A 12,845-nucleotide genomic window follows, 5' to 3' on the forward strand; every position below is an offset into this window, starting at 1 on the left:
CATCTTTCGCGTTATCCGTTTTATAGTAGCAGATATGCGCCAAAATTTCCATACTTTTTTTCAATTATTCGCAGATTTTTTGCGGGCGGAAGCCCACATAGTCCGCGGAGACCAGGTGATACTCCACGCCGCCCTGCGCCCCCTCCACCGCCAGGCGGTGGCTGCCGCCGTGGAGATGGCCGTAATAGCACCGCTCCACGCCGTACTGCTCCATCAGGGCGATGATCTCCGGGCAGGAGTAGCCCTGGTACAGGGGCGGATAGTGGAGAAAGCACAGCTTGGGCCGCTCCCCCGCCGCCTTCAGCGAAGCCTCCAGCCGGATCAGCTCCCGCTTGAACACCTTCTGGTCGCCGGTCTCCTCGTAGAACCAGCCCCGGGTGCCGCACAGGGCGTAGTCCCCGTACTCATAGCAGTTGTTGTGGAGGATCTGGAGGGTGGAAAAGCCGTTCTCCGCGAAAAAGCGGTTCATCTTGGCCGCCGTGTTCCACCAGTAGTCGTGGTTGCCCTTGAGCAGCAGCTTCCGCGCCCCGGGCAGGGCGTCCAGGAAGGCGAAGTCCTCCCGCGCCTCCTCCAGGCTCATGCCCCAGGACAGATCGCCGCACAGCACCACCGTATCCTCCGGCCCCACTGCCGTAAAGCCGGCGCGCAGCTTGTCCACGTATCCCTCCCAGCCGCCGCCGAACACGTCCATGGGCTTGTTGGAGGACAGGGAGAGGTGGGTGTCCCCAATCGCAAACAGGGCCATTCAGCGCAGCATCTCCAGCACCTGATCCACCATGTGGTCGCGGGTGACGGTCTCCCGGAAGCGCACCGGCTTGTCCTTCAGGGCGGCCAGCGGGGCCGGGACGGGCACGCCGGTGAGCTCGGAGAGCTGATCCAGGATGGCGGTGCCCTCCGCCAGCTCGGTGACGCCCAGGGCGCCCAGCACGCTGTCGCAGAACTTGAAGGGGCTGGCGGTGGAGGCCACGATGGCCGGGGTGTCGTCGCCGGTCTCTTTCCGGTACTGCTCCAGCACGTCGAAGGCCACGGCGGTGTGGGGGTCGATCAGGTAGTGGTGCTCCTGCCACATCCTCCCGATCACCTTCTGGGTCTGGGCGTCGTCACAGAAGCCGGCGGAGAACAGCCTGGTCAGCCTGTCCTGGATGGCGGGGCTCACCTCATAACGGCCGGTCTGGTTCAGCTGGCCCATGTACTCCCGTACCTGCTCGTCATCGTGACCGGTGAGGGCGAAGAGCAGCCGCTCCAGGTTGGAGGAGATCAGGATGTCCATGGAGGGGGACATGGTGTTGTAGAAGGTGCGGTTGCGGTCGTACACGCCGGTGCGCAGGAAGTCGGTGAGCACGTTGTTGGAGTTGGAGGCGCAGATCAGCCTGCCGATGGGCACGCCCATCTCCCTGGCGTAGCAGGCGGCCAGGATGTTGCCGAAGTTGCCGGTGGGCACGCAGACGTTGACCTTGTCCCCCTTGCGGATGCGCTCGGCCCGCATGAGATCACAGTAGGCGGAGATGTAATAGACGATCTGGGGCAGCACCCGGCCCCAGTTGATGGAGTTGGCCGAGGACAGGAAGAAGCCGCGGCCGGCCAGCTGCTCCCGCAGGGACTCATCGGAGAAGAGCTTCTTCACGCCGGTCTGGGCGTCGTCGAAGTTGCCCACCACGGAGCACACCCCAACGTTCTCCCCCTCCTGGGTGGCCATCTGGAGCTCCTGGATGGCGGAGACGCCGTCCTTGGGGTAGAACACCAGGATCCGGGTCTTTTCCACGTCCCGGAAGCCCTCCAGGGCGGCCTTGCCGGTGTCGCCGGAGGTGGCCACCAGGATGCACACCGTCTTCTCCTCCTGGTTCTTCACCAGGGAGGCGGAGAGCAGATGGGGCAGCATCTGCAGGGCCATGTCCTTGAAGGCGCAGGTGGGGCCGTGCCACAGCTCCAGGCAGTAGGTATTGCCGTCCACCTGCCGGACGGGGGCCACCTCCTTCACGTCAAACTTGCCGCCGCCGTATGCCTTGGCGGCAAAGGAGGACAGCTCGGAGGAGGTGAAGTCGTCCAGGTAGGAGCCCATCACATAGACGGCCCGCTGCTGGTAGGACATGTCCCGCATGGTGTCCAGGGCGTTGTGGGACAGCTTGGGGAACACCTCGGGGGTCATGAGCCCCCCGTCGGCGGCCAGTCCCTGGGCAATGGCCTCCGCCGCCGTGCGCCGATCCCTTGCGTTTCGCGTGCTTACATAGTACATACTTCGCTCACAACCCTCATTAGATTCTCGAAAAACAGGGCGCGCACCAGTGTCTCGCTGTGATTGCGCCGCAGAAGCTCCTCATACAGGGCGGTCAGGCCGTCCACGCCCGTCAGACCGGCCGCCAGGTCGCAGCCGTCCCAGTCCCCGCCGACAGCCAGGCTGTCCGCGCCCCCCAGGGCCCAGATGTGCTCCACATGGGCAATCAGGGCGTCCAGGGTGGGGGGATCCCCCACAAAGGAGGCGCACAGGTTCAGGCCGACGGTACCCTGAACTTTTATTATGGCAGTAATTTGCTCATCCGTCAAGTTCCGCTTGTGGGGGCACACCGCCCTGGCGTTGGAGTGGCTGGCAAAAAAGGGAATCCCCGCCCGCTCCGCCAGCTCCGCCACGTCCCAGAAGCCGGGGTCGGACAGGTGGGACACGTCCACCAGCATGCCCAGCCGCTGCATCTCAGCCACAAACGCCCGGCCCCGGGCGGTGAGGCCCCGCCCCGGCTCCTCGGCGTTGGAGCCGGACAGGGGATTGGCGTAGTTCCAGGTCAGGTTTACCGCCCGCACCCCCAGACGGTGGGCCTCCTCCAGCCGGGCCGGGTCACAGTCCAGCAGCTCCGCCCCCTCCACCGACAAAAAGGCGGCCGTCTTCCCCTGGGACAGGGCCTGCCGGGCCTCCTCCCCGGTGCGGCAGTGGGCCGCCCGGCCGCTGTGGAGCTCCATCTGGCGGGCAAACCAGCCATACTCCAGGCGGAAGATCTCCTCCGCCGTTTTGCCCGGGAAATCCGCCGGATAGCCGAACAGGGCGAAGAACTGGCAGCTTCCGCCGTAGGCCCTTTGCAGCCGGTTCAGATCCAGATGGCCGCTGTTGGACGCCAGATCCCCCCGGCTCCTGTGGGGATCCTCTGCCGGGAGGCTGCCGCGGTAGACGGTGTCACAGTGTCCGTCAAAGAGACAGATTGGGTTCACAGCCCCTCTCCTCCTCTTAAAAAGCATTTTCAATCCAGGTGATGCGGGGCGCCCGGGTGGCCGTCCCCTGTGGGGCGAAGATCTCCGCCACGTCGAACCGGGGCTGGCGCACCTCCTCCGGGTGTTCGGCCAGCCACAGCTCCGCCGTGGCCCGCAGGCGGTTTTGCTTGCGGGTGTCCACCGCCGCCCGGCCGGGGGCAAAGCCCTCGCTGGTACGCAGCTTCACCTCAATAAAGGCTAAGTACTTGTCATTAGCTGCAATCAGGTCGATCTCGCCGAACCGGCTCCGGTAGCCGGCGGCCAGGATCTGCCACCCTGCCGCCGCCTCCCGCCGCCAGGGCCTCCCCACCGGCCCAGCAGCTTCGCCTCTCCCGCTCACAGGTTTTCAGAAGGTTCGCCGGTGTATGGGACTGGGGCCGTACTGCCGCAGCAGCTCGTAGTGCCGCTTGGTGCCGTAGCCCTTGTGCCGGTCGAACTCGTACTGGGGGTACTGTGCCGCGATTTCTTTCATGTAGCGATCCCGGCTCACCTTTGCCAGGATGGAGGCCGCGGCAATAGACGCTGACAGGGAGTCTCCCTTTACAATCATTCTGTGGGGCGCAGTGACGGCTGCCGACCTGCCGTGATCCCGGTTGCCGTCGAGGAGGGCGAAGTCCGGGGCGGGTGTGAGCCGGTCGATAGCCAGCTGCATGGCCTTCATGCGGGCGCTGAGGATGTCGGTCTCGTCGATCTCCGCCGCCTCCACCCGTGCCACCGCCCAGGCAACGGCCTGCTCCCGGATCACGAGGAAGAGGGCCTCCCGCTTCTTCTCGGTCAGCTTCTTGGAGTCGTTGAGGCCGGGCAGCTCCGCCCCGAAGGGGAGAATCACCGCCGCGGCGTACACCGGCCCGGCCAGAGGCCCGGCGCCGGCCTCGTCGCAGCCGCACACCGAGGAATACCCCTCCTCCCGGCAGGCCAGCTCCAGGGCCCAGAGATCAGTCCCCGCCATGGCCGGCCTCCACGCTCTCCGCGTCCTGGGGGCTCTCAAAGGTGATCCGCCCCAGCTTGCCGGAACGGTATTCGTCCAGCAGGATCCGGGCCATGCGCTCGGTGTCCACCTCGCCGCCGGAGATCAGGAAGCCCCGCTTCCGTCCGCACTGCTCCAGCAGCTCCCAGCCGGGCTGCTCCGGATCCACCTCCACCTTGAACCGCTCCAGCAGGGCCTGGGGATATCGCTTTGCCAGAATCTCAATCAGGTGGCAGGCCAGGGTCTCCAGATCCATGATCTCGTCCTTCACCGCCCCGGTAAAGGCCAGGTGGATGCCGGTGGTCTCGTCCTCAAACTTGGGCCACAGGATGCCGGGGGTGTCCAGCAGCTCCAGGCCGGCATCCACGCTCACCCACTGCTTGCCCCGGGTGACGCCGGGCTTATTGCCCGCCTTGGCAGACTTCTTCTTCGCCACCTGGTTGATGAAGGTGGACTTGCCCACGTTGGGCACCCCCACCACCATGGCCCGCACCGGCCGGCCCACCAGTCCCTTGGCCTTCCACTGCTCCAGCTTCTCCTTCAGGGCCGTTTTGATGGCGGCGGAGAACTGACCGACGCCCTTGCCGTCCCGGGCGTTGGTCTCCAGCACCGACCAGCCCTTCTGCCGGAACCAGTCCGACCATGCCTTGTTCATGGCCGGATCGGCCTGATCTGCCCGGTTGAGGACGATCAGCCGGGGCTTCTCCCCCACCAGCTCGTCAATGTCCGGGTTGCGGCTGGAGATGGGGATGCGGGCGTCGATGATCTCGGCCACCAGATCCACCTGCTTCAGATCCGCCTGGATCTGCCGCCGGGTCTTGGTCATGTGGCCGGGATACCACTGAATGTTCACGGGGCGCCCTCCTTCCTTTTCCTTGGGTAAAAGAATAACTTATATTATACACAACATCTGGTGGTTTGAAAAGAGCCTGGTACCAAAAACAGATACGAAAAAAGGAGAGGCACTGCCTCTCCTTTTTTACATGCCTGCAGCTCAGATGCGCTCCTTGACCTTGGCGCTCTTGCCCACGCGGTCGCGCAGGTAGTACAGCTTGGCACGGCGCACCTTGCCCTTGCGGACGGTCTCGATCTTCTCGATGGTGGGGGCATGGATGGGGAACACCTTCTCCACGCCGACGCCATAGGAGATGCGGCGCACGGTGATGGTCTCCTCGATGCCGCCGTGCTTCTTGGCGATCACGGTGCCCTCAAAGACCTGGATACGCTCCCGGTTGCCCTCCTTGATGTGGACGTGAACGCGGACGGTGTCGCCCACTTCGGCCACAGGGGGCTCGGCCTTCAGGTTCTTGTTGTTGAATGCCTGCATGAGATCCATTTGTAACTTCCTCCTGGTTTATAGGCGTTCGTACCGGCCTTTCCGGCCGCCCGATTTCTGGGAAGCGGCCGCCGCAGAGGAACACCCTTTATTGAGACTGCAATAGTTTACCACAACCGGTTCCGGATTGCAAGCACATTTTTGACTTTCAGGCGTAAATCTTCATCCCAGCCGCTCCATCCGCATGTTTCCCGCCGCCGGCGCGGCCAGCAGCCACAGCGCGGTGAGCAGCAGGCTCAAATTCCCCCGCCCCTGCCACACCAGGGTCAGGGCCCCGCACACCAGCCCCGCCGCCAGGGCGGCGGAGAGGGCGGGGACAAACCTGTCCGCCCGCGCCCGCCCGGCCAGCAGGGCCAGAGCGCACCACAGCACCCGCCCACCGTCCAGCTGGGCGGCGGGGAGCAGATTGAAGGCGCCCAGGGCCAGATTGAGCCCGGCGAAGCAGTAGCCCCACTCCGTCCCCGTCCTGGCCGCCGCCCAGGCGGCGGCCAGGTTGGCGCAGGGCCCGGCCAGGGCGGCGATGCACTGGCCCGCGTACCCCAGTGGATAGCGGGCGGACAGGCGCATCTCCGCCCCCACGCAGGTGAGGCGCAGGGCGGTGATCCGGCCGCCCAGGGCCCGGATGGCCAGCCAGTGCCCCGCCTCGTGGAGAGCGCAGGCCAGCAGGGCCAGGGGCAGCACCCCCTGGCCGTCCAGGTAGTACAGCGCCGCCAGCATCAGCAGGGCGCCGCCGCTGATCTCCACCCGCCTCCAGCGCAGCATCTAGGTGGTCTCGATATAGTAGAGCGGGTTGAGGAGCACCCCGTTGAGCTTCAGCTCAAAGTGGAGGTGGGGGCCTGTGGCGTTGCCCGTGTCCCCGGACTGGGCCACCCGCTCCCCCGCCGCCACCACCTGGCCCTGCTGAACCAGCAGCTGGCTGCAGTGGGCGTAGAAGCTCTTCAGGCCGCCGGCATGGCTGAGCTGAAGGTAGAGGCCGTAGACGGGGCTGTCGCCGATGTAGTCCACCGTGCCGCTGGCGAAGGCCAGCACATCGGTGCCGTTGTTGACGGCCAGATCCACCCCGTTGTGGAACTTCTCCTCCCCGTCCACCGGGTGCTCCCGCCAGCCGAAGGGCGAGGAGACCCACCCCAGAGCCGGTGTCACCGTCTCCGTAATCCCCAGGGCACTCAGGCTGTATTTGTCCATGGTGGCGTTATCGGGCAGGGCAGGGCCGGTGTACTCCACGTGCACCACCGCCGGCTCCGCCTCGGGCTGGGGCTCCGTTTGGTCGGCCTCCGCCCGGGGCTCCGCCGGGGTCGCCGCCAGCGGCCCCCGCAGGCCCAGCCAGTGGCCAGACGCGTCCTCCCGGACAGGAAAGCCGCTGAGGAAGGCGGCCTGGGCCCGGAGCAGCGGGGAGTCCGCCCGGGACGCCTGCCCCTGCACGGTCACCGCCGCTCCGCCGAACACCTCCACCCACAGCTCCCCCAGGGTGTCCAGGATGGGCTCCCCTTGGGAGACAGAACGGCCCAGTTGGGAAAAGGCGGCCTGGAAATCCGTATCGCTCTGAATCACGCCTAGCACCGTCTCCCGGGCCTCCGCCAGCCGCTCCGGAAAGATCCCCTTCCCCACAAACACCGCCAGAAACAGGGCCAGACAGACGGCCAGCTGGGCCAGCCGCCGCCGCTCCCGAAGGCCGAGGGCCACGCCTGCCCCACTCCCCCGCCGTCTGGCCATCCTCCGCTGTCCCCCGCTCCGCTCCTGCCGCCGCTTCTCCCACTTTTGATAGGCCGTATCCATCGTGCTCTTCCCTTCCGTAATCCGTCTTGTAATGATTCATATGCGGACGGGCCCGCGGCTATGCGGCGAAAACGGGAAGACACATAAAAAGACGCACCGCAGATTCTGCGGTGCGTCTTTTTGGTTGTCAGTAGGACTCAGCCCTGCTGCTCACGCATGCGGGCGAAGCACTCGCTGCAGTAAACGGGACGGTCGGACTTGGGCTCAAAAGGAACCCTGGCCTCACCGCCGCAGGCAGCGCAGGTAGCGGTGAAATACTCACGGGGGCCGCGGGCCGCAGCCTTACGGGCGTCGCGGCAGGCCTTGCAGCGCTGGGGCTCGTTCTGGAAACCGCGCTCCGCGTAGAACTCCTGCTCACCGGCGGTGAACACGAACTCCTGGCCACATTCCTTACATACCAGAGTCTTGTCTTCGTACATGATGATACCCTCTCTTTGCATTGTTGCCCAGATCCGGATTTCCCGAGCGTGCTGGGACTGTAATATTGCGTTCAGCTTTCGCTGACATCGCCAGATGAAGATTGCTGCGCCAATTTGCGCCGGATGCGCTGGACAGCGTTGTCCACCGATTTCGGGGACTTTTTGACCTCGGCTGCGATCTCAGAGTAGGACAAACCGGTCAGATACAACCGAAGTACATTGGCTTCGAAACCGGACAATTGGCCCATCAGTGCCTCCATCCGCTCCCGGAAGGCCTCCCTGCTGAGAAAAATCTCCTCCGGATCCTCCAGATGCTGAACCGATGCACGGTAGGCATAGCGATCGCCGTTCCCGCAAAAAAGAGGGGTTTCGAATGAGACCGAGTTGTTCAGCGGTGTGTGCTTATCTCTTGCTGCTGCCTTGATGACAGAGAGCAGGCGGTTCTTGATGCAGACCTCCGCATAAGTGCGGAAAGAGGCCGCCTTGGACGGGTCATACTCCCGGATGGCGGCCAGCAGACCCACCATTCCCTCCTGAATCAGATCCTCACTGTCGCCCCCGGCCAGGAAATAGGGGCGGGCACACACCCGCACCAAGCGGTTGTAGCGAATAACCAAACGCTCCTCCGCGACCCGGTCGCCGGCGGCGGCCCTGCCGCAGAGAACTTCGTCGGAATCTGATCCAGATGGATTCTGACCTGCTTTCATACCCTTGCTCCTTGTATATTATATGCGAAAGGTTCGGAACTGTCAAGCTTTTGTGCAAATTTTCTCCGCCGATCTCAGCTGTTTTTTATCACATTTGCCAAAAATTCGGCGACCGCGCGGGCCTCATCCCCGGTCTGTGCCTCCACCATGACCCGGATGAGGGCCTCGGTGCCCGAGGGGCGCACCAGAATCCGGCCGTTGCCCGCCAGTGCCTTCTCCTGCTGGCTAATGGCGGCCTGAAGGGCTGCGTCGGCCATGATGGCCTCCTTCTTGGCCTTGTCGGCCACGGGAATGTTGACCAGCACCTGGGGATACCGCCTGCACCCGGCCACCAGCTGGGAGGCCCTCTTCCCGGAGCGGCAGAGCAGACCCAGGAACTGCAGGGCGGTGAGCTGGCCGTCGCCGGTGGTGGCGTAACGGCGGAAGATGGTGTGCCCCGACTGCTCGCCGCCGATGACATAGCCGCTCTCCTCCATCTTCTCCAGCACGTTGCGGTCGCCCACGCTAGTGCAGAAGAGCGCCACGCCGTGCTCCTGGCAGAAGCGGTGCAGGCCCAGATTGCTCATGACCGTTGCCACGATGGCCCCGCCGGACAGCTCCCCCTTCTCCTTCAGATCCAGGCCGCAGGCGGCAATCACCTGGTCGCCGTCAATCTCCTCCCCCGTCTCGTCCACCATGAGGCAGCGGTCGGCGTCGCCGTCAAAGGCGATGCCCAGGTCGTAGCCGCCGGCCTTCACCATGGCCTTGAGCTGCTCCAGATGGGTGGAGCCGCAGCCGTTGTTGATGTTGACCCCGTCGGGATCGGCGTGGATCACGTCGGTGTGCAGATCGGGGAAGCGGTCGAACAGCCGGGCTGCCGTGGCGGAGGCGGCGCCGTTGGCGCAGTCCACCAGGATGTGCAGTCCCGCCAGGTCGGAGCTGATGGTGGACACCAGGTGGTCGATGTAGTCCTGGCTCTCCTGCTGGTCGGCGTAGATCACCCGGCCGATGTCCCCGCCGGTCTTGAGGGGCACCGCCACATCGTTGAGGATGATGTCCTCGATGCGGTTCTCCAGCTCGTCGGACAGCTTGAAGCCCCGGCCGTTGAAGATCTTGATGCCGTTGTGCTCAAAGGGGTTGTGGGAGGCGGAGATCACCACCCCCGCGTCGCAGCCGGTGTCCACCGTCACCCAGGCCACCGCCGGGGTGGGGATCACGCCCAGGTGGAGCACGTCGGCCCCGGCGGAGCACAGCCCGGCGATCAGCGCCCCCTCCAGCAGATCGGAGGAGATGCGGGTGTCCTTGCCGATGGCAAACCGGGGCTGCCCGCCCCCCTTCTCCTGAGTCATCACGTGAGCGGCGGCCATGCCCACCTTGTACGCCAGCATGGCGTCCAGTCCGTCGTTGACGACACCGCGGATGCCGTCGGTTCCAAATAATTTACCCATGTTTTCTTCCACCTCGTTATCAATTGACCGTTCCGACCCGTTCCGGGCGAAACCCAGTGTTTTGCTGATGTTAATCGCTCTCCTGATCCTGCCCGGGCCTTTTCCGCTGCCGCGCCTTCTCGATGGGCTGGGAGCAGAGGGCGGACAGCAGCCCCGTCACCAGAATCGCCAGGGCGTTGGCCTCCACCTGGGGCATCAGGAGATCTGCCGCCCGGAACACCAGGGCGGAGCACAGGGTGTCCAGGGGGATATACAGCAGGTTGGCCTGCCGCCGGGTGGCCCAGCCCAGCCGGAACAGGGCGCCGGCCAGCCCGTTGGTGAACAGCTCCAGAGGCAGGCCGATCACTGAGGAGAGCAGTACATAGCCCACCAGCCAGCCGAAGGAGGTATAGCGCACCCCCAGCAGATGCAGAAGCCCGGCGTCCACCAGGACGACGGCCGCCGCAACGGCCAGGACAAGGAGCGCCACCAGAAGCACGCCCAGAACGGCGCCCCAGAGATTCTTTTTCATAAGGTTCAGGGTTCCTCTCTTTGATCAGCGTCCCCGTCCGCGAACAGCATCCCCAGCATCCTCTCCGGATCGTTAAGGAAGCGCCGGGTCACGATGTAGTGCTCGGTGTGCCGGTACTCCGTCCGCTCTATGCCCTTCTCCGAGAGCAGATAGACGGCCGCCCCCGGATAGGCCATGAGGATGGGGGAATGGGTTGCCACCACAAACTGGGAGCCCTCCCCCGCCAGCAGCCGCATCTGCCCCAGCAGGGTGAGCTGCCGCGCGGGGGACAGGGCGGCCTCCGGCTCATCCAGCAGGTAGAGCCCCTCCCCGCCGAAGCGGTTCTGCACCAGAGCCAGGAAGCTCTCCCCGTGGGACTGGGCGTGGAGGGAAACCCCGCCGTAGCTGTCCAGCAGGCTGGGGCCGGGCTCCTCGTCCAGCCTGTCGATATAGCTGGCCGCGTTGTAGAAGCTCTCCGCCCGGAGAAAGAAGCCGTCCCGGGGGTAGGCGCTGCGGGAGACGGTGAGATAGTCCCCCAGGGCCGAGTGGGTATCCCGGGTGGAGAAGGAGAAGTTCCGGGTACCCCCCTCCGGGTTGAAGCCGCAGGCGACGGCGATCCCCTCCAGCAGGGTGGACTTCCCCGCCCCGTTCTCCCCCACCAGGAAGGTGACCGGGCTGTCAAAGGCCAGCCGCTCCCCCGCCCGCAGTTGGGCCAGGGCGGGCAGCCGGTTCAGCCAGGAGTCCTCCGGCAGGGGGCGGCCCAGGAAAATCTCCCGGATATAGCCCGGGCCGCTCACAGGGAAAGCTGATCCAGGCCGAAGCCCCCGCCGGGCGGGGTCAGGCCCAGGTGCTCATAGGCACTCCGGGTGACGCACCGGCCCCGGGGGGTGCGGGTGAGGAAGCCCATCTGCATGAGATATGGCTCGTACACGTCCTCCAGGGTGACGGCCTCCTCGTTGATGGTGGCGGCCAGGGTTTCCAGCCCCACAGGGCCGCCGCCGTAGTGCTCGATGATGCTGGTGAGCATCCGCCGGTCGATGGCGTCCAGCCCCAGGTGATCCACCTCCAGGGCGGTGAGGGCCTGGTCGGCCACCGAGCGGGTGATCACACCGCCGGCCTTCACCTGGGCGAAGTCCCGCACCCGCCGGAGCATCCGGTTGGCGATGCGGGGGGTGCCCCGGCTTCGTTTGGCGATCTCCATGGCGCCGTCGTCCTCGATGGGCACATCCAGGATCCCCGCCGAGCGCTTGACAATCAGGGCCAGCTCCTCCGGGGTGTACAGCTCCAGCCGCAGGGTCACGCCGAAGCGATCCCGCAGGGGGGCGGACAGCTGGCCCGCCCGGGTGGTGGCCCCGATCAGGGTGAATTTTGGCAGATCCAGCCGGATGGAGTTGGCCGACGGCCCCTTGCCGATGATGATGTCGATGGCGAAGTCCTCCATGGCCGGGTACAGAATCTCCTCCACCGAGCGGTTGAGCCGGTGGATCTCGTCCACAAAGAGGATGTCGTTCTCCGCCAGGTTGGTGAGCAGGGCGGCCAGATCCCCCGGCTTCTCGATGGCCGGGCCGGAGGTGATGCGGATGTTGACCCCCATCTCGTTGGCAATGATGCCGCTGAGGGTGGTCTTGCCCAGGCCGGGCGGGCCGTGGAGCAGCACGTGATCCAGGGGCTCCCCCCGCATCCTGGCGGCCTGGATGAATACCTCCAGGTTGCCCTTGGCCTTCTCCTGGCCGATGTACTCCCGCAGGGTTTTGGGCCGCAGGGAGCCCTCGTTCTCATCCTCCCGGGTCAGGGACGTGGTGACCAGGGGCTCCTCCGTCTCAAAGCCGGTGTCGGAAAAATCAATGCTCAAGTGCTCACTTCCTCTGAAATCCCCAGTTCTTCTTCCGGTGTCGGGGGTCTGGTGTGCCCGCGCAGCTCGGGTGAGCAGGCGCCGCAGGCGCGGTAGTTCTCCCGCCCCTCCGCCAGCGTTACGAGGTTGCAGCCGCCGGGCTCGTCAGGGTGCTCCAGCGCCCAGGGATCGTCCACCCAGGCGCAGACAGGGCAGGTCTGGTAGCTTCCAACCGGCTCTTCTTCCATGGTATAGCTCCCACAGCACGGGCAGGGATACGGTTTCGCCGTTCCGGCGCCGGAGGGCGCGGCGGGGCGGCAGCTGTCCAGCAGCTCCGCCACCTTGTCCAGGAAAGACTCCTCTCCCATGGTGTTCATCTTGACGAACATGGCCTGACTGCCGCCGGAGGTGATGGCGGAGATGAAAATCCGGTTCCCCTCCCCCACCAGGGTCAGGGTCAGGCTCACCCGGTTTCCGCCCAGAAGGCTGTACCGCTCATAGACCCGCACCGCACAGCGGAAATCCGGGCCGCTGTAGTCGCTGCCGTCCTCCCAGCTGGCCGAGGCGCTGCCGCTCAGGATGCCGTCGTGCAGGTAGTCCAGCAGGGCGTCAAAGTCTCCGGTCAGGGTTCGCTCCAGCTTCGCCATGACTCGGCCCC

Annotated in this window: 16 protein-coding genes; all 16 read right to left on the reverse strand. The window is 65.5% G+C overall.

Going from position 1 to position 12,845, the window contains the following annotated elements; translation table 11 throughout:
• Positions 1 to 64 precede the first annotated feature (64 nt).
• Positions 65 to 745, reverse strand: a complete 681-nt coding sequence (locus B5E42_RS13795) for a metallophosphoesterase (RefSeq protein ID WP_087240637.1) — start codon at positions 743 to 745, stop codon at positions 65 to 67.
• Positions 746 to 2,233, reverse strand: a complete 1,488-nt coding sequence (gene thrC / locus B5E42_RS13800) for a threonine synthase (RefSeq protein ID WP_087240639.1) — start codon at positions 2,231 to 2,233, stop codon at positions 746 to 748.
• Positions 2,221 to 3,195, reverse strand: a complete 975-nt coding sequence (locus B5E42_RS13805) for a membrane dipeptidase (RefSeq protein WP_242967146.1) — start codon at positions 3,193 to 3,195, stop codon at positions 2,221 to 2,223. The genes thrC and B5E42_RS13805 overlap by 13 nt, the downstream gene beginning before the upstream one ends.
• Before the next feature lie 16 nt (positions 3,196 to 3,211).
• A complete protein-coding gene (locus B5E42_RS13810; RefSeq protein ID WP_242967147.1) occupies positions 3,212 to 3,544 on the reverse strand; it encodes a YraN family protein in 333 nt (110 codons plus the stop codon).
• Positions 3,545 to 3,580: 36 nt separating this feature from the next.
• Positions 3,581 to 4,183, reverse strand: coding sequence for a ribonuclease HII (locus B5E42_RS13815; protein WP_087240643.1), 603 nt, complete (start codon positions 4,181 to 4,183; stop codon positions 3,581 to 3,583).
• Positions 4,170 to 5,054 carry a ribosome biogenesis GTPase YlqF gene (gene ylqF, locus B5E42_RS13820; RefSeq protein WP_087240645.1) on the reverse strand — a complete coding sequence of 295 codons (885 nt, stop codon included), beginning with the start codon at positions 5,052 to 5,054 and terminating at the stop codon, positions 4,170 to 4,172. Before ylqF ends, B5E42_RS13815 begins: the two co-directional genes overlap by 14 nt.
• Positions 5,055 to 5,195: 141 nt before the next feature.
• Complete coding sequence (rplS, locus tag B5E42_RS13825; protein WP_087240647.1) at positions 5,196 to 5,537, reverse strand: 50S ribosomal protein L19; 342 nt, start codon at positions 5,535 to 5,537, stop codon at positions 5,196 to 5,198.
• 162 nt (positions 5,538 to 5,699) lie between these two features.
• Complete coding sequence (locus tag B5E42_RS13830) at positions 5,700 to 6,299, reverse strand: site-2 protease family protein (protein ID WP_087240649.1); 600 nt, start codon at positions 6,297 to 6,299, stop codon at positions 5,700 to 5,702.
• Positions 6,300 to 7,313: a M23 family metallopeptidase gene (locus tag B5E42_RS13835; protein WP_087240651.1), complete on the reverse strand. Its 1,014-nt coding sequence runs from the start codon at positions 7,311 to 7,313 to the stop codon at positions 6,300 to 6,302. It lies immediately after the preceding gene.
• Positions 7,314 to 7,450: 137 nt separating this feature from the next.
• The gene (locus B5E42_RS13840) at positions 7,451 to 7,732 is read right to left on the reverse strand and encodes a zinc-ribbon domain containing protein (RefSeq protein ID WP_087240653.1); all 282 of its coding nucleotides are present in this window, start codon (positions 7,730 to 7,732) and stop codon (positions 7,451 to 7,453) included.
• 71 nt (positions 7,733 to 7,803) lie between these two features.
• Positions 7,804 to 8,439: a sigma-70 family RNA polymerase sigma factor gene (locus B5E42_RS13845; RefSeq protein ID WP_087240655.1), complete on the reverse strand. Its 636-nt coding sequence runs from the start codon at positions 8,437 to 8,439 to the stop codon at positions 7,804 to 7,806.
• A gap of 74 nt (positions 8,440 to 8,513) precedes the next feature.
• A complete protein-coding gene (gene glmM / locus B5E42_RS13850) occupies positions 8,514 to 9,866 on the reverse strand; it encodes a phosphoglucosamine mutase (protein WP_087240657.1) in 1,353 nt (450 codons plus the stop codon).
• Between the two features lie 70 nt (positions 9,867 to 9,936).
• Positions 9,937 to 10,377 carry a YrvL family regulatory protein gene (locus B5E42_RS13855; RefSeq protein WP_087240659.1) on the reverse strand — a complete coding sequence of 147 codons (441 nt, stop codon included), beginning with the start codon at positions 10,375 to 10,377 and terminating at the stop codon, positions 9,937 to 9,939.
• Between the two features lie 5 nt (positions 10,378 to 10,382).
• Positions 10,383 to 11,153 carry an AAA family ATPase gene (locus B5E42_RS13860; protein ID WP_087240661.1) on the reverse strand — a complete coding sequence of 257 codons (771 nt, stop codon included), beginning with the start codon at positions 11,151 to 11,153 and terminating at the stop codon, positions 10,383 to 10,385.
• Positions 11,150 to 12,208 carry a Holliday junction branch migration DNA helicase RuvB gene (ruvB, locus tag B5E42_RS13865; RefSeq protein WP_087240663.1) on the reverse strand — a complete coding sequence of 353 codons (1,059 nt, stop codon included), beginning with the start codon at positions 12,206 to 12,208 and terminating at the stop codon, positions 11,150 to 11,152. Before ruvB ends, B5E42_RS13860 begins: the two co-directional genes overlap by 4 nt.
• Complete coding sequence (locus B5E42_RS20055; RefSeq protein WP_343214196.1) at positions 12,205 to 12,834, reverse strand: DUF6054 family protein; 630 nt, start codon at positions 12,832 to 12,834, stop codon at positions 12,205 to 12,207. The genes ruvB and B5E42_RS20055 overlap by 4 nt, the downstream gene beginning before the upstream one ends.
• Positions 12,835 to 12,845: the final 11 nt, after the last annotated feature.

Origin of the sequence: Flavonifractor sp. An10 (genome assembly GCF_002161215.1) — a bacterium.
GTDB classification, from domain to species: Bacteria; Bacillota; Clostridia; order Oscillospirales; family Oscillospiraceae; genus Flavonifractor; species Flavonifractor avistercoris.